Genomic DNA, 18,537 nt, shown 5'->3' with positions numbered 1-18,537 from the left:
GCCTACAGGCCCGAGAAGGTCACACCGACCGAAACGCGATTGTCGGTGAATTCGCGGCCCGCGTTGAAACCCCAACTCGACTGGGTGCGCCGCTGGAGGTCGACGCGCAGCGCCAGCCGCTTGCTCACCAGATAGGAGGCGTTGGCGCGCCAGGTCCAGCGATCGTCGCGCCGGTCGATATTGTTGAAATCGCGCTTTTCCAGCTCGCCGCCCGCGCTGATGATCAGGTTGCGCAGCAGCTCGTAATCGGCGCGCAGCGTCATGTTGGTGGCGAGATAGCCCGTCGCCCCGTTGACGCCGGTTTCCTTGATGCCGCGGTCCACGGTGCCGGTGAGCGTCACCAGCGGTGTCAGGAAATAGGCGAGTTCGCCGCGCACGAGGAAGCCCGAGACATCCTCGAACTCGGCCGCCTTGTAATCCTGATGAAGATAGCCGAGGCGAAGCGACCCGCGCGCCTTGCGCCCCAGCTCGAAGCTCGCCCCGGCCGCCAGGTCGAAACCGGTCGAATCGCGCGCCGGAACCGGACCGCTGCGTTCGCGATAGTCGCGCTTGCCGAGCGATCCCGCGACGAACAGCGCAACGCTGGGGCTCAGCGCATATTCGCCGATCGCGGTGCCGGTATAGCTGGTGTGATCGCGGAAATCCTGATCGATCGGATCGCCGCCCGGCGTCACGCTGTCGCTGTAATTGCGGTTCTCGATATCGATCACGCCGCGCACGCGCAGCCGGTTGAAGACATGCGTATAGGTCGCGGTTCCGCCATTCAGCGTGAAGCGGATCGGCCGCGACGCCTGCGTCGGGCTGTCGGGCGAGACGCGTTCCTGGCTGTAACGACCGTTGCGCAGCGTGACGTCGAACGTGTCCGACTTGCTGATCGTCCAGGCCGCGCCCGCGCTCACCGCATATTGGGTGGCATTTTCGCTCGACCGGTCGGCGTAATGCAGCAGGTCGAGTTCGCCTTCGAGCGACAGCTTGAGGTCGGGCGACGGCCGCACCAGCGAGATGCGCGGGCGGATGCGCAGATAGGCGTCGCCGATCTCGTCATCAGGCAGTGCATAAAGATTATCATCATAGCCGGCCCCGACCGCGATGCGCGGCATCAGTTCGAGCGAGCCGACGCGGATCGGTTCCGCGGTGTAGTCGGGCCGGCGGCGTTCGAGCACGCTGATATTGCGGTCGCGCCCGAAGCTGTTCTCGCTCGACACCGAACCGAGTCCGTCGGTCGCGTCCGATTGCTGCGCGAGGGCGGGCGCGGCGAAGCCGCAGCTGCCGAGCATTACGATGGAAAGGGCGCGCTTCACCGGCGCGCCAACGTCACGAGAATCGGCCTGTGATCCGATCCGGTCGCGGGCAATTGCCGCGCCGACACCAGCCCCCAATGGGGCCCGGCATAAAGATGATCGATCGGCAGCACGGGAAGCGCGCGCGGCCAGCTGGGCGCGCGCGTCATGCGAGTAAGTGGGGCAAGGGCGCGGTCCTGTTCACGCATCGCCGCGGCCCAAGGGGTCAGGTTCATGTCGCCTGCAACGATCAAGGCGCCCCGATCGATCCTTGCCAATGCCCGCGCCACGTCGCGCCTGCGCACCGCCTGGTCGCGCGAGGTCGGCCGAGGATAGTGAAGCGTCGCGACCATGAACGGGTCTCCGCCCGGCGGCGCGATCCGCGCCCAGAGCAAGGCGGGGCCGAATTTGCGGCCGTTTCGATCCTTCAGGAAATAATCGCCGTCGGCGATCGGCCAGCGCGAAAAAATGGCGAGATCGCAGCCGTTCGGGCATTCGGTCGCATGAAGGAAATGCTGGCCCAGCGCTGCAAGCATCGGTCGGAAGCTGCCGTTCACTTCCTGCAGCATCACCACATCGGGCTTCGCATCGATGATCGCCTGCGCGGTGCCGGCGGGGTCGGCGTTGCCCGACCAGACATTGTGCGTCAGCACATGAACCTGTGGGGCGCTCGCGGCTACGGCGGGGATATCGCGCAGCCATTCGGGCACAATCCCGATCGCGAGCGGGACCAGCGCCAGCAATGCGCCCGCGACCGTGGGCCACGGTCGCCACCCGGCAAACAACAGCCCCAGCAAGGCCGCCACGCCAAAGAAAGGGAGGAAGGAGGCGAGCAGATCGAGCGCCGGCAACCGCCCGCCGCCGAGCGCCAGCCACGCAGCGACGATCCCCCCGCCGGTCAGCAGGGAGCCGAAGGCGCGGACGGGTTTCACGCGCGCGCGCGCAGCCGGCTACGCAGGGCATGGCCCGACTGCCGAAGCGACGCTGGGATGAGCTTCGCGGCGAGCAGCAGCGCCGCCGTGCCCGTCCCCTCGGGCAGATAGACATCGCCGAGCCGGATCGCCGTCCGTCCCGGATATTTCATCGCGTAGCGGGCGTAATGCGCGATTTCCTGATTGACGAGCCGCCGCAGCAAGGCGGCCTCGCGCGGCGGGGCCTCAGCGAGCATCGCCCGCGCCGTGTCGACCAGACAGGGCAGGTCGAGCGTCGTGGTCGATTTGCTCACCTTGTTGTCGCTGTCGCGGTGAAAGCGCGCGGTGACACGCGGGTCGTAACACAGCGAGCCCTTGGCAAGCACGCGCAACCACAAATCCTTGTCGCCCCCGCGCACCGCGCGCCCTTCGGGAAAGAGCCCCGCCTCGAACAGCGTGTCGCGCCGTATCGCGATCGCACCGGTCCACATCGGGCATTCGCGCACCGCGAGCCATGCTTCAAGGAAGTCCGCGAAGTCTAAGCTCCGCGTGCGATCGAGCTGCGCCGCGATCCGCTGCGGTTGCGACCGATCGTCGAAGACATGGTCGAACCGCGTCGCCGCCGCGCGCACCTCGAGATCGGCGCTTATGCATTCGGCCAGCACGGCCAGATGATCGGACTGCCACAGGTCATCGGCGTCGAGAAAAGCGATCCAGTCACCGCTCGCGGCCCGGATGCCGACATTGCGCCCGGCATAGCCGCCCGGCCCCGGCGCCGCGAGGTCGAGCAGCTTGATCCGCGCGTCGTCGATCGCTGCTGCCAGTTCGCGCCCACCGTCGGTCGAGCCATTGTCGATCACGAGTATCTCATGCGCCGAATAGCTCTGCGCGAGCGCGCTCTCGATCGCCGCGCGGACATGCGCGGCCTTGTTATAGAGCGGCATAACCACGGAAAAGCGCGGAGCTAATTGGAGGTTTGTCATCAGTCGCGTGCTGCCTTTCGTCCCCCCGCCAGATTGAGGAACTCGCCCACCGCCACCCCGGCGAGCTGCAATGTCAGCCCCATCACCGCCAGCCGTCGCCGCAGCGACAGCTCGCGTGTGATCGCCGCCCGGCGCAATCGCCGCACCGTATCGACGGCGGTTATGCCGAGCACATGAACGAGGCGCGGACGCCCCGTGGTACGGTCCCAGCGTCCGCCGCTCAGCCGCTGGCGCTTGCGCACCAGCTCGGCGCGGCTCGCGCGCACCGGATGGCGGACGACCATCGCCGGCACGTAAATGAGCGGCCGGCCGGCACCCCGGATGCGCAGCGCCATCTGCCGGTCGCCGCCCGATTTCAAAGCCGCGTCGAACCCGCCGAGCGCCTTCAGCAGCGCCGTCTCGCTCGCCCAATTGGCGGTCGCGCAATTGCCGCGTGACGCGTGCTCCTGCGGAAAGCTGAAAAGCCGCTCATAATCGCCGAACACCTCGCGCTCGGGCGCGATTTCGTCGAAAAGCTCGATCTTGCCCGCGAGTACCCCGAACCCGGGGTTCATCCCGGCGGCGCGCACCACCTGTTCCAGCCAGTCGGACGCGGGCTCGCAATCGGCGTCGGTGAAAGCCGTGATCGGCGCGCACACATGCGCGATCGCGCGGTTGCGCGCGACATAGGAGCCGGGCTGCGGCTCTTCGAGCAGCTCGACGCCGGCGTAGCTCCGCGCAATTTCGCACGTGGTATCGCTCGACCCATTGTCGACGACGATGATCTGATAAGCCTCGCGCGGCAATGTCTGACGCGCGAGCGCGTCGAGACAGCGGCCGAGCACGGCTTCGCCGTTCCATACGGGTATGACGACTGCGACTTCGAACATGGATTCGCCTGTTTCAGTGCCCCCGCAGGCATCCCAATCGGGTCGTCGCCCCATTCAGGTCAACCTTATGCTGCACCTGCGAAGACGAGCCGCCCCGTTGACCGGACGACCGGAGCCGGGGTGCCTTCGCTCGCAAATAATTGCCCGCTACCAAGGATCGCGTCGGGCCGGTCGCCCGTTCTGCACCGCACAGGCTTGGCGGCGGCGGTGAATAGGAGACGTATATCCGTGGGTGAATTCCTGCCCGAATCGGGCGAAGCCGCCGAAATATTGGTGGTGTCGCTCGAGTCAGCCGAAGCCCGCCGGGCTGCCTTCGCCGCGCGCGCCGCGGACACGTCGCTCGCCTGGCGCTTCTTCGACGCGTGCACGGCTTCCGCCCCCGGGATGACGGTCGACGAAGCCGCGATCCGCCGCAACAAGGGCCGCGCGATGAGCAAGGGCGAGATCGGCTGCTACGCGAGCCATTTCTCGATCTGGCAGGACATGGTCGACCGCGGCGTGCGCCAGGCGATCGTCCTCGAGGACGATACGGTTGTCGACTGGGCCTATCTCGAGCCGCTCGCGCGCACCGACCTCCATGCCGAGGGCATCGATTATCTCCGGCTCTATGCCAAGCGGCCCACCTGGCAGCGCGTCGTCAAGCGCAACTTCCTCCAGCATTCGCGCGCGGTCGTCGAGCTGGTCGGGCTCGCTTACGGCACGCAGGGCTATGCAATCACGCTCGCGGGCGCGCGGCGGCTCGTCGAGCATTGCCGCACCGTCCGCCGCCCGATCGACGACGAGATGGACCGGTCGTGGGCGCACGGTCTGCCCAATCTCGCGCTCTATCCGGCGCCGATTTTCGAGGCGGCGATCGTCTCGGACATCGGCAATTCGCGCTTCGTTCCCAAGAACGACCCGCTCTATCATTCGCCAAGGCAAAGGGTCTGGCGCCAGATCGAGCGCGCGCGCATGCGGATGCTGAAAGCGAGGCGCCTGCTTGAGCGCTGACCTCCCCACCCGCTTCGACGCGGGGTTACGCGCACGCAGCCGCAGTTCGATCGGCTGGACGGTGACGCGTTTCCTGTCCGACCAGATCTTCTCCTTCGTCGTTTTCGTCATCCTAGCGCGCCTGCTGGCGCAAGCGGATATCGGCGCCTTCGCGGTGATGGCGGTGACGGCGGAGGCGTTCCGCATCATCGCGACCGCCGGCCTCGTGCAGACGATCGCGCGCAAAAAGGAGATCACGCCGGCCTTCCTCGACACCATCTATCGCTCGCAGCAGGCCTTTTCCTTCCTCTCCGCCTTGCTGATCATGGCGCTCGCCCAGCCCATCGCCCATTGGATGGGTGCGCCGGGCATCGCGCTGCCGCTCGCGGTGATGAGCCTGACGCTGCCGATCTCTTCGTTCGGCGCGACGCATATGGCGCTGCGCCTGCGCGAATTCGGGCACCGCACGACCGCGCTACGCTCGGTCGTCGGCGGCCTGATCGGCGGGACTGCCGCCGTGGTCGCCGCCTTTGCGGGGCTCGGCCTGTGGAGCCTCGTGATCCAGCGCCTCGTTACCGAGATCGTCGGGCTCATCCTGTCGCGCGCCTCCTATGACTGGAAACCCGGTTGGCGGTTCGACTGGGCGATATTGCGCGGCAATCTGATGCTCAACGCCAGCCTGATCTATGTCCAGCTCGCCTTTCTCGCCACCGTCCGCGTGCAGGAAATGGCGATCGGCGCCGGGATCGGGCTTGCCGCCGTCGGCATTTATCGCACCGCCTGGCGGACCGTCGAGCTGATCGGCCGCGGCGCGATCCAGCCCTTCACCCAGGTCGCCGTACAAACGCTCGCGCGCGTCAAGGACGATCCCGCCGAACTGCGCCGTGCCTATCGCTGGATGATTTCGCGCGCTTCGGCGCTGTCCTTTCCGGCGCTGGTCGGTTTCGGCGCGCTCGCCCCGATCGCGATCCCGACCGTGTTCGGTGCCAAATGGGCCGAGGCGGGTCAGCTCGCCCAGATTTTCGCCTTCATGGCGGTGCCCTTCACGCTCAACTTCTTCGCTTCGCCCTCGCTCAGCGTGCTCGGCGCATCGCGCAGCCTGATCTCGCTTTCGACGACGCAGCTCGTGCTCGGCGTCGCGCTGACGCTCGCGGCGCTGCCCTTCGGCCTCTTCGCGGTCGCGGTTTCCTATGTCGGGCGCGCCTATCTCACCCTTCCGATGCAGATCTGGCTGCTGCGGCGCGCCTCGGGCATCCGGCCGACCGACAGCCTGCGCGCGGTCGCGCCCCCTCTCGTCGCCTCCTCGCTGATGGGCGTCGCGCTCGCGATCGCGATGCGGCTGCTCGATGGGTATCTGGCGGGATGGCAGGCTCTGCTGCTGCTAACCGCGGTCGGGGCGCTCTTTTACGGCATCGCGCTGCTCGCCATTTCCGGAACGTGGCGCGGCCGCCTCCTCTCCCTCTCCAGACAGCTCAGAAAGAGCCCGATATGACCATGAAAAGCGCCGACCTGCTCGTCGGCGAACTCGCCGACCATTTTGCCCGTGTGCTCGATAGCGTGCTGCCGGCGGGCCGGCTGGCGCTCGTCGACTTTCCCGATCACTCGAACGTCGGCGATTCGGCGATCTGGCTCGGCGAGATGGCCTATCTGCGCAAGCGGAACCGCCTGCCCGCCTATTATTCGGCGATCGCCGATTTCGACGACGAAGCCTGCGGGGCGGCGATCGGCGACGGGCCGATTCTGATCCACGGCGGCGGCAACATGGGGACGTTGTGGCCCAAGCATGAAGACTTCCGCCTGCACCTCCTTCGCACGCACCGCGGCCGTCCCATCGTGCAGATGCCGCAGTCGATCCACTATGCCGACCCCGCCGCCGCGGCCGAGATGGCCCAAGCGATCCGCGATCACGGCCAGTTTACGCTGCTCGTCCGCGACGCTCGCTCGTTCGCCTTTGCCGAGCGGCATTTCGACTGCGCTATCCGGCTCTGTCCCGATGCCGCGCTGATGCTCGGCCGCCAGCAGCGCAGTCCCGCGACCGTGCCGGTCTTCGCGCTGCTCCGCACCGATCATGAGCGGGCACCCGGCGGCGCCGACACGCTCCCCGCCGGCGTAGTCGCCGACGACTGGCTCGGCGAGGATCCCGCCCAAAAGCGCCGATTGCGCCTGTCGCTGAAGCTCGGCCGCCTTTTCAACCGCGATCCGATGGCGCAGCGCGCCGCGCGGCAACAGCGGCTGGCCGAATGGCGACTGCAACGCGGGCTGGCGATGCTGTCCACCGGCGAGCTGGTCGTCACCGACCGGCTCCACGCGCATATCCTCTCGCTGTTGCTCGACATCCCGCACGTGCTGCTCGACAACAGCTATGGCAAGGTCGCGGGCTTCGCCGATCAATGGACTGGCGATTATGGCGGGCTGATGCGCGCGACCGACCGTGTGGAGGCGTTTGAAACCGCGCTTGCAGGCACCGCGCCGCAGATCGTCGACGGCTAAGCCACCTCAACCTCAATAGGCGTTGCGGTGGATCAGCACCTGCACCGTGCGCACCAGGATCGAAACGTCGCGCAGCAGCGACCAGCCGTGCTGATATTCAAGGTCGGCTCCCAGCCGGTTGACGATATCGCGCTTCGTATTGGTCGCGCCGCGAAAACCGCGGATCTGGGCGAGTCCGGTGATGCCGGGCTTGAGCGCGTGGCGATGCCAATATTGCCGGTCGACGCGCCAGAACAGTTCGTTCCCCGCGGTCGATCCGAGCGCGTGCGGGCGCGGCCCGACGAGGCTCATCTCGCCCGACAGCACGTTGATCAGCTGCGGCAGCTCGTCGATGCTCGTCGCCCGGATGAATTTGCCGACGCGCGTGATCCGGTCGTCGTCGCGGCTCGCCGAGCGCGCGCCGTTGGCGTCGGTCGCCTCGACGCGCATGCTGCGGAATTTGAGGATCCGGAAAATGCGGTTGCCGCGCCCCATCCGCTCCTGCCGGAAAAACACCGGTCCCGGCGAATCGAGTTTGATCGCGATCGCGACCAGCATCAGAAAGGGCGCCAGCACGAACAGCGCCGGGATCGTCACCGCGAGGTCGAGCGCGCGCTTCTTGACCCGGTTGGCGCGGTTGAGCGGCCCCCACGACACCACCAGCGTCGTTACCCCGCCCGATTGCCGCGTGGTGAGCGGCCCGAGTTCGGCGATCTCGGGCATCACGATCTCGCCGAGGATGTTCACGCCCTTCAGCGCGCGCGCCCATTCGACCTTCCGCTCGGGCGCGCAAACGATCGTCACCCGGTCGTAATCCTGCAGGACCGTACCGAGCCGATCCAGCATGTACGGGTCGTCGAGATCGGTGCGAAGCCCCGACGCGCGCGCGTCGATGATATCGCGCTTCAGATAGGATGGCGGCAGGTTCGCGCCGTCGACGATCACCAGTTCGGCCGTCATCTCGCCGAAGACACGGCGCACGGCATGGCAGACGAGCAACCGCTGCGCGACAAGCAGTATCAGCGCGGTCACCATGCCCATGCCGAGCGCGAAGCGCGGGACATCGCCGGTTACGCGCAGCGAGAAGGCTGCGAGGAGGAAGACGAGCAAGGTGGTCGCGAACGAGAGCATCGTCTGGCGGCAGCTCTTGATCGGCCTGGTCAGGCAGCGCGGGTTATACGCCTGGTTCTGGAATGCGATCGCCGCGTGAACGAGCAGCGCGCCGAGCATCGCCGTCAGCAAACCCTCCGAAATGCTCCGCGGCGCTTCGATTATCAGCGTCACCGCAAAACCCGCCATCAGCGCTACCGCGTCCAGCCCCATCAGGCCGAGGCAGAGCCATATCTTGGCGTCGCGGCGCGCCGCTTTTGCAATCGGTGTCCGGACGGGCACGCCCTGAAGCGCCAGGTCGATCTTGGTCATGGGATGGGAGACTCCCTGAATTCACATAATCTTGTTGCGATGCAACATGTCCGGAGGGGCTGGAAACACAAGCAGACAGCGCGGGCTTGTGCTGGATACAGGACGATCCGTGTGAAAGACGTCTGGTCACAGGTTTAGGTATCGTTGGCCGTGCGAATAGGCTGTCAGCGCGCGCGCAATGGATTAAGGAAAACAGCATGTCCATCGATCCGACTCGCCGCAGCCTGTTGGGTGCCACGACGACCGCCGGCGGGACCTAGGATTATGGCGGACTATATCTTCAAGCCGCACGAACGTCCGACATTGCCGGGCTCGCCCGCCAACCCCGATCACCCAAGCCGCCGCCGGATTCGCTATTTCCTCATCGGCTGCCTGATCGGGATCACCGGCGGGCTCGGCAACGCGCTCGTCACGGTGAACCTGAATTTCGCGCAGGGCACGCTGGGACTCAACAGCGACGAGGCCGCCTGGCTGACCGCCGCCTACTTCATGACCAACGTCACCGCGAACCTGCTTCTGGTGAAATATCGCCAGCAATTCGGGCTCCAGCCTTTCATCCGCTATACGCTCGTCGCTTATGCGGTGACGACGCTTATGCACCTCTTCATCCACGATTTCTGGACCTCGGTCGCGGTTCGCGCGATGAGCGGTATCGCGGCGAGCGGCCTCTCGACGCTGACCATCCTCTATTTCTTCCAGGCGCTCCCCGCGCCCAAGCGGCTCGCCGCGGTAATGATCGGCATCTGCATTCCGCAGATCGCGACGCCGCTCGCGCGCGTGCTCTCGCCCGGACTGCTCGAATGGGGCGACTGGCACCAGCTTTACTGGTTCGAATTCGGGCTTGCGCTCGCAACGCTCGCCACGGTTTGGACGCAGCCGCTGCCGCCGAGCGAGCGCGAGAAAGTGTTCGAACCGCTCGACTTCCTGACCTTCGCGCTCTTTGCGCCCGGCCTGTGGTTGCTCATCGCGGTGCTTTCGCAGGGCCGGATCCAGTGGTGGACCGAACGGCCGTGGATCGGCTGGTCGCTCGCGGCGAGCGTCGCGCTGATCGCCGCCGCGATCCTGGTCGAACATCATCGCCGGAACCCGCTCCTCAACACGCGCTGGCTCGGCACGCGCGAGATGCTGCGGCTGATCGCGGTGGCGGCGTCGGTGCGCATCCTGCTGTCCGAACAGGCGTTCGGATCGATCGGCTTCCTTAATACCGTCGGCCTGATCAACGACCAGATGGTGACGCTGAACCTCATCGTCGTCTTCGCCTCGATCGCGGGCCTCGCGACCGCCGTGCTGACCTTTCGCCCCGACAACCTTACGCGGCCGATCCTCATCGCGGTTGTCCTGATCGTCATCGGATCCTTCATGGATGCGCAGGCGACCAACCTCACGCGGCCGAGCCAATTCCATTTGAGCCAGGCGCTGATCGGTTTCGCCTCGCTGCTCTTCCTCGCGCAGGCGATGGTGATCGGCATCGCGCGCACCCTGCTCGCGGGTGGCAAGAATTTCATCAGCTTCGTCGTGATTTTCAGCATGAGCCAGAGCATCGGCGGCCTTGCCGGCAGCACGCTGCTCGGCACATTCCAGACCGTCCGCGAGAAATATCATTCGCACGAACTCGTCCAGAATATCGTCGCGAGCGACCCTCTGGTCGCGGCGCGGCTCGGCGCGGGCAGCCGCGTCGTCGCCGGAACGGTAGGCGACCCCGCGCTGCGCAGCACCGAGGGGACCGCGCTGCTCAGCCGGCAGGTGACGCGCGAGGCGAATATCCTTGCCTATAACGACGTGTTCCTGCTCGTCGGCGTGCTCGCGATCCTGACGACGATCTGGGGCTTCATGATCACGCGGGCGATCCGGCGGCGGAACGAGCCGTCACCGGTGTTATTGTTGGTACAGCGGCTGCAGGCTCAGGCGCAACAGGGGCAATGAGATGAGCGACGAACAGGCGAAGGCGCCCGAACTCGAAGCGGCAAGCCCGCCCCCCGCGGCGGGACCGGCGGCGCGCGCCGCGCCTTCCCCGGCGGAGCCCGTTGCCGATCCGCAGGTCGATGCGCCGCCATCGTCGTGGCGCCCGCCCGATAAGACGCGCACGACCGTGATCCTTATCGTCGCGATCGCACTGCTCGCCATCCTCGCGATCCTCTTCGCATGGGAACTCCCGCCGTTCGGTAGCGGGTCCGAAAGGACCGACAATGCCTATGTGCGCGGCCGCGTGACGATCATCAGCCCGCAAGTCAGCGGCTATGTAACCAGCGTTCCGGTGCAGGATTTCGCCGAGGTCAAGGCGGGGCAGGTCCTCGCCACGATCGACGACCGCATCTATCGCGCACGCGTCGCGCAAGCCGAAGCGAATGTCGCGGCGCAGGAAGCGTCGCTCGCCAATTCGGCACAGGCGCAGCGTTCGCGCGAGGTCGCGACCGACAGCCAGAATGCGGGCATCGCGAATGCGCAGGCGCAGCTCGCCCGCGCCGAGGCCGATATGCGTCGCGCGCGAACCCTCGTCGCCGATGGTTCGATTTCGACCCGCGAGTTCGACCAGACCCGCGCCGCGCTGCTCGCCGCGCAGGCCTCGCTGCAGCAGGCGCGCGCCAGCCGCGCGATCGGGACGCAGGATGTGCGCACCGTCGTCGTCGGCCGCGCCGGCCTCGAAGCCGCCGTCGCCTCCGCGAAGGCACAGCTTCGTCTGGCGCAGATCGACCTCGACAATACGGTTATTCGCGCACCCGCCGATGGTCAGCTCTCCGAAATCGGCGTGCGGCGGGGCGCTTATGTCACGGCGGGCACGCAATTGCTGTCGGTCGTCCCGCACAATGTCTGGGTGATCGCCAACTTCAAGGAAGCGCAGACGGGCGATATGGCGATCGGCCAGCGGGCGCGATTCAGCGTCGATGCGCTGGGGGGTACCGAACTCACCGGGCGGATAGAAAACCTGGCGCCGGCGGCGGGCTCCGAATTCGCGGTGTTGAAGGCCGACAATGCCACCGGCAATTTCGTCAAGGTTGCGCAGCGCATCGCGGTGCGGATCGCGATCGACAAGGGGCAGCCAGCGGCGAACAGGCTGCGTCCGGGCATGTCGGTCGAGGTACGCGTCGACACGAGCCGCGGATCGCGGCAGTGAGGATAGCGCCTCTCACGACAGCCGTGCTCGCTGGAACGCTAAGCGCCTGCGCCGGACCGAACATCGCGCTCACCGAGGTCGCACCGGTGACGCCTCCGCCCGCATGGCGAACCGATGCGGGCACCGGCGCCCCGCTGCAAGGCGACTGGTGGCAATCGTTCGGCGACCCGGCGCTCGCGGCGCTGGTCGAGAAAGCGCTCGCCCACAACAGCGACGTCGGAATCGCCGCGGCGCGCGTACGCGAGGCGCGCGCCAATGCCGCGCTCGCGCGATCGCAGACCCTTCCAGCGATCGATGCGACGCTCGGCGCCGGGCGCTCGCGGTCGGTGAACGCCTTTGGCCAGCCGGCCGAACAGAGCTTCGCCCAGCCGCAGATCCAGATCGCGTATGAAGTCGATCTGTTCGGCCGCCTCGCCGATCAGCAATCGGCCGCGCGCGATGCCTTTTTCGCGAGCGAAGCGGCACGCGACGCGGTGCGGCTCTCGGTCGCCGCGGCGGTGGCGAGCAATTATGTCGTGCTGCGCAGCCTCGACGCGCGGCTGGAGGTTGCGCGCGAGACGGTGCGCGCGCGCTCCGAATCGCTGCGCATCGCGAAATCGCGCGTCGGATCGGGCTATTCGCCAAAACTCGAACTCGAACAGTCGCAGGCCGAATATGACGCGACCGCGCAGATCGTCCCGCAGATCGAGCTGGCAATCGCGCGTACCGAAGGCGCGCTGAGCCTGCTGGTCGGCGATACGCCCAGGACGATCGCTCGCGGCATCGCGCTCGATCGTCTGGCCGTACCCGCGATACCCGGCGACCTGCCGTCGGAACTGCTGCGCCGCCGGCCCGACGTTGCGCAGGCCGAATACCAGCTCGCCGCGTCGGACAAGAATCTGGCGGCGGCGCGCAAGCGTTTCCTGCCGCAAGTGCGCCTCACCTCGGCGGCGGGTGCGGCGTTTTCGACGCTGCTCGGCGATCCGATCACGATCTGGTCGGTCGGCGGCAGCATTCTTGCCCCGATCTTTCAGGGCGGGCGGTTGACCGCGCAGGCCGACGCTGCGGGGGCTCAGCGCGACCAAGCGGCCTTCGCCTATCGCCGCACCGCGCTGGCCGCGTTCCGCGAGGTCGAGGATGCGCTCGCGGCGGTCAGGCGAATCGACGAGCAGATCAATTTCGCGCAGTCGCAGCGCGAGGCGCTGGCCGAAGGACTGCGCCTTGCGACCAACCGCTTTCGCGAAGGCTATTCGCCCTATCTCGAACAGCTCGACGCGCAGCGCGGGCTGCTCGGTGCCGAACTGTCGTTGATCCAGCTGCGCGCCGACGCGCTTACCGCGCGCGTCCAGCTGTTTCAGGCGATGGGCGGCGGATGGGCGCCCTGCGGAGCGCCGGACGTGCCTTGCGCCCCCGAACCCTAGACTTCGGCCGCGAGTTCGCCCCGCGCCTGCCGGAACACCTCGAGGCTGCCCCAGATTGCGAGCCCGGCCATGATCGTCGCAACGGCGAGGTCGGGCCAGTTGCGCCCGGTGCCGAATACGCCGAGCGCCGCGCCCATCACCGCGATATTGCCGATCGCGTCGTTGCGCGAGCATATCCAAACCGAGCGCATGTTCGCGTCGCCCGTCCGGTAGCGATAGAGCATCAGCGCGACCGCGACATTGGCAACGAGCGCCAGTGCGCCGATCACCCCCATCGTTTCGGCATGCGGCGCCGAACCGGCGAGGAAGCCCCAGGCCGCTGATCCGAAAACCCAAAGCCCGAAGGCGAGCATCGTTGCCGCCTTCAGCAATGCGGCGCGGGCACGCCAGGCGAGCGCCATGCCCGCGACGCCCAGACTGATCGCATAATTGGCGCTGTCGCCCAGAAAATCGAGCGCGTCGGCCTGCAGCGCACGCGAATCCGCGGCGACGCCCGCGACGATCTCGACGCCGAACATGGCGGCATTGACCAGCAGCGCGAACCACAGGACGCGCCGCCATTTGGGGTCGTTCAGCGCGGTCTTGCCGCTTTTGCCGGCACAGCATTGATCGGCCATCGAAATCTCCTGACATTCTCGAGTCGGCCTACTATATGCACCCTGTAGCAACTACAGGGTCAAGCGATGAAGATCGGCGAGCTATCGCGTGCCACCGGCACAAACATCGAAACCATCCGCTATTATGAGCGCATCGGTCTGCTCCCCGCACCCGCCCGCACCGCAGCCAATTATCGCAGCTATGGCGAGGCGCACCGGTCGCGGTTGAGCTTCGTGCGCCATTCGCGCGAGCTGGGCTTCACTATCGAGGAAATCCGGTCGCTTCTCGACCTGTCGGACAATCCGGCGCGCGACTGCGGCGAGGCCGACCGGATCGCGACCGCGCATCTGGGGCAGGTCGAGGCGAAGATCGCACAGCTCACCCTTCTCCGCGACGAACTCGCGCGCATCGTCGGGCGATGCCGCGGTGGGGTCGCCGCCGATTGCCGGGTGATCGAGGCGCTCGGCGACCACAGCCACTGCGACAGCCAGCACTAGGGTCCTGACCCTAGAGCCTGTCGCCCCGCGGAACGGCGGCGACCAACATGGATCAAGGTCGCGCGTCTATTTCCACTCGCTTTGCCGAATGGGCAGGAACCCGGACGCCGCACATGCGTCAATCGCACAGGTTGGGGGCGTCGGCCCCTTGGCGCCTGCCAGCCGCTCCCCCAGCGAAAAAGAGGAGACGGAAAGTGGAGAGGCAGACGAACAAAGATCGCGGCAGCCGCGACGAAGCCGGCGATCGCGATACGCAATCGGGTTCGCTTTATGAGTGGGAAACGAGCCGCGACGACAACGGCGGTTACGCCTATGGTGGCTACCCCGAAGCCGGATTCGGTCCGCGCGAGACGCGGCGCCATAGCGACTATGGCCGCAGCGGACGCGAACGCACCGAGCGCGGTCATTACAGCGCTGACCGCCCGCGCGACTATGCCGGAAACGACTGGAATCGCACCTATGGCGCGCGGCGCTATTGGGACGACGATCAGCGATATGGCGAGCGCGGCGACAGGGACCACTATCGCGGGTCGCGCGATCGCGATTGGCGCGACCGCGAGGATCGCCAATCGGCCTGGTCCTATATGGGATATGCCGACCCTTATGGCTGGCCGACCTATATCCCTTATGGTGCCGCCGATTTCGGCCGATCAACCTATGACCGCGGCGGCTATTCGCCGCGCGGGCATCACGAACGCGGCTTCTTCGAGCGCGCAGGCGACGAAGTGCTGTCGTGGTTTGGCGACGAGGAAGCGCAGCGCCGCCGCGAGCGCGACCATCGCGGGCGCGGGCCGGCCGACTATGTGCGTTCGGACGACCGCATTCGCGAGGATGTGAACGACCGGCTGACCGAGGATTATTGGGTCGATGCGTCGCGCATCGGCGTTACCGTTTCGGGCGGCGAAGTCACGCTCGATGGCATGGTCGACAGCAAGCGCGCCAAGCGCCGCGCCGAGGACTTGGCTGACGATGTGACGGGCGTGAAGCATGTGCAGAACAATCTGCGCGTCGACAGCACGTCGTTCGCACCACAGGGCAGCTAGTGGCTCGCCGCAGGGCGAGAGAGAGGGAGCGGTTCGCCGCTCCCTTTTCTTGTTAACGATAAGGGAAAGGTGGGACGATTCTGTTGCCCGGCTCGTCCCCAGCCGCTGGTATCCGATTCTGTTGCCCGGTTCGGTCCGAACCGCGTTCTATTTGTCTAACCTTAGGCCGTGAGGCTTATCGGTTAGGCAGCAAGAGCGAGTGCTTCGTTATCGTTAGCACTTATAGTTTTGAGCCTTGAACGGGTTACTCAGCCCGGAAGAAAACATCGTCTTTGAACACACGTCGATCCTGGTTCGGCCCCGTCAGAAACCCGCGCGCCCATCGATGAAACGCGGGTTTGTGGTGGAGCCGCCGGGTACTGCCCCCGGGTCCGCTGTGTCTATTCCACGACACCATTTATCCTCATAGCCAGCCGAAGCCGGCAACAACCCATATAGGAAGCCCGCCCGCGCTTGGGAAGAGCGGGCGGGCGTTTCGTCGCGGATCGCGAACTACTTCTTCTTCAGCTCATCGCGGATTTCTGCCAGCAGTTCGACCTCGGTCGGGCCCGTCGGCGCGTCAGGCGCCTTTTCCTTGCGCACCACCCTGTTCACGGCCCTTACCAGCAGGAAGATGATCCACGCCAGAATCAGAAAGTTGATCGTCGCGGTGATGAAGGCGCCATAGCCGAACATCGCGACCCCGGCCTCTTTGAGCGCCGCATAGTCGGTCGCCGACACGCCCTCCGGCACCGGACCAAGGCGGATGAACATGTTCGAAAAATCGACCCCGCCGAAGATCGCGCCCACGACCGGCATGATGATATCCTCGGTCAGCGACTTGGTGATCGTCGCGAAGGCGCCGCCGATGATGACGCCGACGGCGAGGTCGATGACATTGCCTCGCGCGATAAATTCCCTGAATTCATTCAGCATCTTGTCGTACCCCGAGTTGTTGAGCCGTGCCGTGAAAACTGCCGTGATGATTGCACAAAGGCAAGCGCGATCCTATTATGTGTATTGTTGCGGCAAAACGCCGCCGGAGGGAGCCTGATGACCATGACCTATCGTAACGCCCGCTGGTTGATCCTGCCCGTCGCCGCGATGAGCCTGTCCGCCTGCGGCATCAACAGCGTCCCCACCAAGGAAGAGGCCGCGAAAGCGAAGTGGGCGAATGTCGAAGCCGCCTATCAGCGGCGCGCCGACCTGATCCCCAATCTTGTCGAAACCGCGAAGGGCGCCGCCAATATCGAACAGTCGACGCTCGAAGGCGTGATCCAGGCGCGCGCGTCGGCGACGCAGGTGAAACTCAGCACCGACGACCTCGAAGATCCCGCCAAGGTGCAGGCCTTCCAGCAGGCGCAAGGCAATGTGTCGAGCGCTCTCGGCCGCCTGCTCGTCACCGTCGAAGCCTATCCCGACCTCAAGAGCCAGGCGCGCTTCGCCGACCTGATGACCCAGCTCGAGGGCACCGAGAACCGCATCAACGTGTCGGTGCAGGACTATAACGCCGCGGTGCAGGACTATAATACGACGATCCGCACCTTCCCCGACATCATCGGCGCCAAGATCGTCCATGGCGCTGAGGCGATGACCCCCTATCGCGCGGTGACGCCCAACGCCAATCAGGCGCCCAAGGTCGACTTCGGGCAATAAGGTGCGCCGCGTCGCTCTTGTCGCTCCGCTCGCGATCCTGCTGGGCGCGAGCGGATGCAAGGCGGCGTCGGAGCCAGCTATCGCAAGCGAGACGGTTGCCTGCGAGGGCGTCCCACCGATGGCGATGACCGGCCGCGTAACCGATGCGGCGGAGATATTGACCGGCGAGGAGGAAGCGCGCTTGTCCGATCGACTGGCCCGGTATGAAATGCGGACGAAACACCAGATGGTCATTGCGACGACGTCCAGCCTGCATGGCGCGCGGGTGGACAATTTCGGAACCTGTCTTGGTGAGCGCTGGGAAATCGGCAGGCAGGATCATGACGACGGTATCGTCATTCTTGTCGCTCCCAAAGAACAGCAGATACGCATCGCAACTGGCTTGGGAATGGAAAAGATACTGACCGACGACAAGGCGCTCGCCGTCATTCATGAAATGCTTCCGCAGTTCGAAATTCAGGATTATGCGGGTGGCCTGTCGACCGGCATCGACGCTATCGCCGCGCAAACGGGAGATACCGAATGAGGTCGCTTTTGCTCGGCTGGGCACTGGGCCTCTCATTGCTCGCTGCGCCCGCGACCGCGCAGACCTTCCCCAAGCTCGCGGGCAATCCGGTCGTCGATCAGGCCGATATCATCCCCGCGGCCGAGGAAGCCGCGCTCAATACGCAGCTTCTCGAACTCGAGAAGCGGACCGGACACCAGTTCGTCGTCGCGACGATCAAGGATCTGGAGGGTCGCGACGTCGCCGACTATGGCTATAGGCTTGGCCGCGAATGGGGGATCGGGGACGAGGCTCGTGACGATGGCGTCGTTTTTCTGATCGCGCCGGACGATCGGCGGATGCATATCGCGGTCGGCCTCGGCCTCGAACCCGTACTGACCGACGCGATGTCGGGGCGGATCATCCGCGACACGATCACTCCCAAATTCAAGGCCGATGATTATCCCGGCGGCATCCAGGCCGGCGTCGATGCGATCGCCGAGCAGATCGAGCTGCCGCCCGAGGAAGCTGCCGCTCGCGCGCAGGCGGCCGCAGCGCAAGAACGCGACCGCGCCGACGACGGCAATTTCGGCGGGCTTTTCTTCATCGGTTTCATCATCCTGATCTTTTTCGTCATCCCCTGGCTGTCGAGCCGCTCGCGGCGCGGCAGGAAACGGCGCAAGGGCGGGCCGTGGGGCGCCGCGCCGATCATCATCTGGGGCGATGACGACGACTGGGGCAATTGGGGCGGTGGCGGCGGCGGTTCGTCATGGGGTAGCGGCGGCTTCGGAGGCGGCGGCTTCGGCGGTTTCTCGGGCGGTGGCGGCAGCTTCGGTGGCGGCGGCGCCTCGGGCGGCTGGTAAGGG

Annotated in this window: 18 protein-coding genes and 1 other RNA gene; 11 read left to right on the top strand and 8 right to left on the bottom strand. The window is 66.2% G+C overall.

Features of this window, described 5'->3' with window-relative positions; translation table 11 throughout:
* Positions 1-2 precede the first annotated feature (2 nt).
* The 4 genes from E5675_RS05015 to E5675_RS05000 are packed head-to-tail and all read right to left on the bottom strand — an operon-like array spanning position 3 to position 4,043.
* Positions 3-1,301, bottom strand: coding sequence for an outer membrane beta-barrel protein (locus tag E5675_RS05015; RefSeq protein WP_136173612.1), 1,299 nt, complete (start codon positions 1,299-1,301; stop codon positions 3-5).
* A complete protein-coding gene (locus E5675_RS05010) occupies positions 1,298-2,212 on the bottom strand; it encodes an endonuclease/exonuclease/phosphatase family protein (protein WP_136173611.1) in 915 nt (304 codons plus the stop codon). Before E5675_RS05010 ends, E5675_RS05015 begins: the two co-directional genes overlap by 4 nt.
* Positions 2,209-3,135, bottom strand: a complete 927-nt coding sequence (locus E5675_RS05005) for a glycosyltransferase family A protein (protein ID WP_247594870.1) — start codon at positions 3,133-3,135, stop codon at positions 2,209-2,211. The genes E5675_RS05010 and E5675_RS05005 overlap by 4 nt, the downstream gene beginning before the upstream one ends.
* Before the next feature lie 38 nt (positions 3,136-3,173).
* Entirely contained in the window at positions 3,174-4,043 is an 870-nt protein-coding gene (locus E5675_RS05000; protein ID WP_136173609.1) for a glycosyltransferase family A protein, read from the bottom strand.
* Between the two features lie 228 nt (positions 4,044-4,271).
* On the opposite strand from E5675_RS05000, the gene E5675_RS04995 reads away from it, so the two are divergent.
* Genes E5675_RS04995 through E5675_RS04985 form a run of 3 tightly spaced genes read left to right on the top strand, consistent with a single transcriptional unit; the run spans position 4,272 to position 7,502 of the window.
* A complete protein-coding gene (locus E5675_RS04995; protein WP_247594789.1) occupies positions 4,272-5,033 on the top strand; it encodes a glycosyltransferase family 25 protein in 762 nt (253 codons plus the stop codon).
* Positions 5,023-6,504 carry a lipopolysaccharide biosynthesis protein gene (locus E5675_RS04990; protein WP_136173608.1) on the top strand — a complete coding sequence of 494 codons (1,482 nt, stop codon included), beginning with the start codon at positions 5,023-5,025 and terminating at the stop codon, positions 6,502-6,504. Before E5675_RS04995 ends, E5675_RS04990 begins: the two co-directional genes overlap by 11 nt.
* Positions 6,501-7,502 (top strand): polysaccharide pyruvyl transferase family protein, encoded by a 1,002-nt coding sequence (locus E5675_RS04985; RefSeq protein ID WP_168707792.1) that lies wholly within the window; start codon positions 6,501-6,503, stop codon positions 7,500-7,502. Before E5675_RS04990 ends, E5675_RS04985 begins: the two co-directional genes overlap by 4 nt.
* A 12-nt stretch (positions 7,503-7,514) precedes the next feature.
* Here the strand turns inward: E5675_RS04985 and E5675_RS04980 are convergent, their stop codons facing one another.
* Positions 7,515-8,903, bottom strand: coding sequence for an exopolysaccharide biosynthesis polyprenyl glycosylphosphotransferase (locus E5675_RS04980; protein ID WP_136173606.1), 1,389 nt, complete (start codon positions 8,901-8,903; stop codon positions 7,515-7,517).
* Positions 8,904-9,167: 264 nt separating this feature from the next.
* Between E5675_RS04980 and E5675_RS04975 the strand changes: the two genes are divergently transcribed.
* Genes E5675_RS04975 through E5675_RS04965 form a run of 3 tightly spaced genes read left to right on the top strand, consistent with a single transcriptional unit; the run spans position 9,168 to position 13,415 of the window.
* Positions 9,168-10,826: an MFS transporter gene (locus E5675_RS04975; protein ID WP_136173605.1), complete on the top strand. Its 1,659-nt coding sequence runs from the start codon at positions 9,168-9,170 to the stop codon at positions 10,824-10,826.
* 1 nt (position 10,827) lies between these two features.
* Positions 10,828-12,015, top strand: coding sequence for an HlyD family secretion protein (locus tag E5675_RS04970; protein WP_136173604.1), 1,188 nt, complete (start codon positions 10,828-10,830; stop codon positions 12,013-12,015).
* Positions 12,012-13,415, top strand: a complete 1,404-nt coding sequence (locus E5675_RS04965; RefSeq protein WP_247594788.1) for an efflux transporter outer membrane subunit — start codon at positions 12,012-12,014, stop codon at positions 13,413-13,415. The genes E5675_RS04970 and E5675_RS04965 overlap by 4 nt, the downstream gene beginning before the upstream one ends.
* On the opposite strand, the gene E5675_RS04960 is transcribed toward E5675_RS04965, so the two are convergent.
* Complete coding sequence (locus tag E5675_RS04960; RefSeq protein ID WP_136173602.1) at positions 13,412-14,032, bottom strand: cation transporter; 621 nt, start codon at positions 14,030-14,032, stop codon at positions 13,412-13,414. The two genes, E5675_RS04965 and E5675_RS04960, sit on opposite strands and share 4 nt — an antisense overlap.
* Positions 14,033-14,098: 66 nt before the next feature.
* Here E5675_RS04960 and E5675_RS04955 point away from each other — a divergent pair, with 66 nt between their 5' ends.
* Positions 14,099-14,509, top strand: a complete 411-nt coding sequence (locus E5675_RS04955) for a helix-turn-helix domain-containing protein (protein WP_136173601.1) — start codon at positions 14,099-14,101, stop codon at positions 14,507-14,509.
* A 194-nt stretch (positions 14,510-14,703) separates the two neighbouring features.
* Entirely contained in the window at positions 14,704-15,552 is an 849-nt protein-coding gene (locus E5675_RS04950) for a BON domain-containing protein (protein ID WP_247594787.1), read from the top strand.
* A 107-nt stretch (positions 15,553-15,659) separates the two neighbouring features.
* Here E5675_RS04950 and ssrA read toward each other — a convergent pair.
* Together ssrA and mscL are read right to left on the bottom strand one after the other, a co-directional pair.
* Positions 15,660-16,016, bottom strand: a transfer-messenger RNA (tmRNA) gene (ssrA, locus tag E5675_RS04945).
* 28 nt (positions 16,017-16,044) lie between these two features.
* Entirely contained in the window at positions 16,045-16,467 is a 423-nt protein-coding gene (mscL, locus tag E5675_RS04940) for a large conductance mechanosensitive channel protein MscL (RefSeq protein WP_136173599.1), read from the bottom strand.
* A gap of 117 nt (positions 16,468-16,584) precedes the next feature.
* Here mscL and E5675_RS04935 point away from each other — a divergent pair, with 117 nt between their 5' ends.
* From E5675_RS04935 to E5675_RS04925, 3 genes are all read left to right on the top strand, one after another.
* Complete coding sequence (locus E5675_RS04935) at positions 16,585-17,187, top strand: LemA family protein (protein WP_136173598.1); 603 nt, start codon at positions 16,585-16,587, stop codon at positions 17,185-17,187.
* A 118-nt stretch (positions 17,188-17,305) separates the two neighbouring features.
* Complete coding sequence (locus tag E5675_RS04930) at positions 17,306-17,713, top strand: TPM domain-containing protein (protein ID WP_136173597.1); 408 nt, start codon at positions 17,306-17,308, stop codon at positions 17,711-17,713.
* Positions 17,710-18,534: a TPM domain-containing protein gene (locus tag E5675_RS04925; protein WP_136173596.1), complete on the top strand. Its 825-nt coding sequence runs from the start codon at positions 17,710-17,712 to the stop codon at positions 18,532-18,534. The genes E5675_RS04930 and E5675_RS04925 overlap by 4 nt, the downstream gene beginning before the upstream one ends.
* Positions 18,535-18,537: the final 3 nt, after the last annotated feature.

It is taken from the genome of Sphingopyxis sp. PAMC25046, assembly GCF_004795895.1.
In the GTDB taxonomy this organism is placed as follows: Bacteria; Pseudomonadota; Alphaproteobacteria; order Sphingomonadales; family Sphingomonadaceae; genus Sphingopyxis.
This window is presented reverse-complemented; position numbering and strand designations above follow the sequence as displayed.

Coding starts and splice junctions, on each gene's coding strand:
- E5675_RS05005 (WP_247594870.1), bottom strand. CDS start 3,135: ATGCCGCTCTATAACAAGGCCGCGCATGTCCGCGCGGCGATCGAGAGC.
- E5675_RS05000 (WP_136173609.1), bottom strand. CDS start 4,043: ATGTTCGAAGTCGCAGTCGTCATACCCGTATGGAACGGCGAAGCCGTG.
- E5675_RS04985 (WP_168707792.1), top strand. CDS start 6,501: ATGACCATGAAAAGCGCCGACCTGCTCGTCGGCGAACTCGCCGACCAT.
- E5675_RS04980 (WP_136173606.1), bottom strand. CDS start 8,903: ATGACCAAGATCGACCTGGCGCTTCAGGGCGTGCCCGTCCGGACACCG.
- E5675_RS04975 (WP_136173605.1), top strand. CDS start 9,168: ATGGCGGACTATATCTTCAAGCCGCACGAACGTCCGACATTGCCGGGC.
- E5675_RS04970 (WP_136173604.1), top strand. CDS start 10,828: ATGAGCGACGAACAGGCGAAGGCGCCCGAACTCGAAGCGGCAAGCCCG.
- E5675_RS04960 (WP_136173602.1), bottom strand. CDS start 14,032: ATGGCCGATCAATGCTGTGCCGGCAAAAGCGGCAAGACCGCGCTGAAC.
- E5675_RS04955 (WP_136173601.1), top strand. CDS start 14,099: ATGAAGATCGGCGAGCTATCGCGTGCCACCGGCACAAACATCGAAACC.
- mscL (WP_136173599.1), bottom strand. CDS start 16,467: ATGCTGAATGAATTCAGGGAATTTATCGCGCGAGGCAATGTCATCGAC.
- E5675_RS04935 (WP_136173598.1), top strand. CDS start 16,585: ATGACCATGACCTATCGTAACGCCCGCTGGTTGATCCTGCCCGTCGCC.
- E5675_RS04930 (WP_136173597.1), top strand. CDS start 17,306: ATGGCGATGACCGGCCGCGTAACCGATGCGGCGGAGATATTGACCGGC.
- E5675_RS04925 (WP_136173596.1), top strand. CDS start 17,710: ATGAGGTCGCTTTTGCTCGGCTGGGCACTGGGCCTCTCATTGCTCGCT.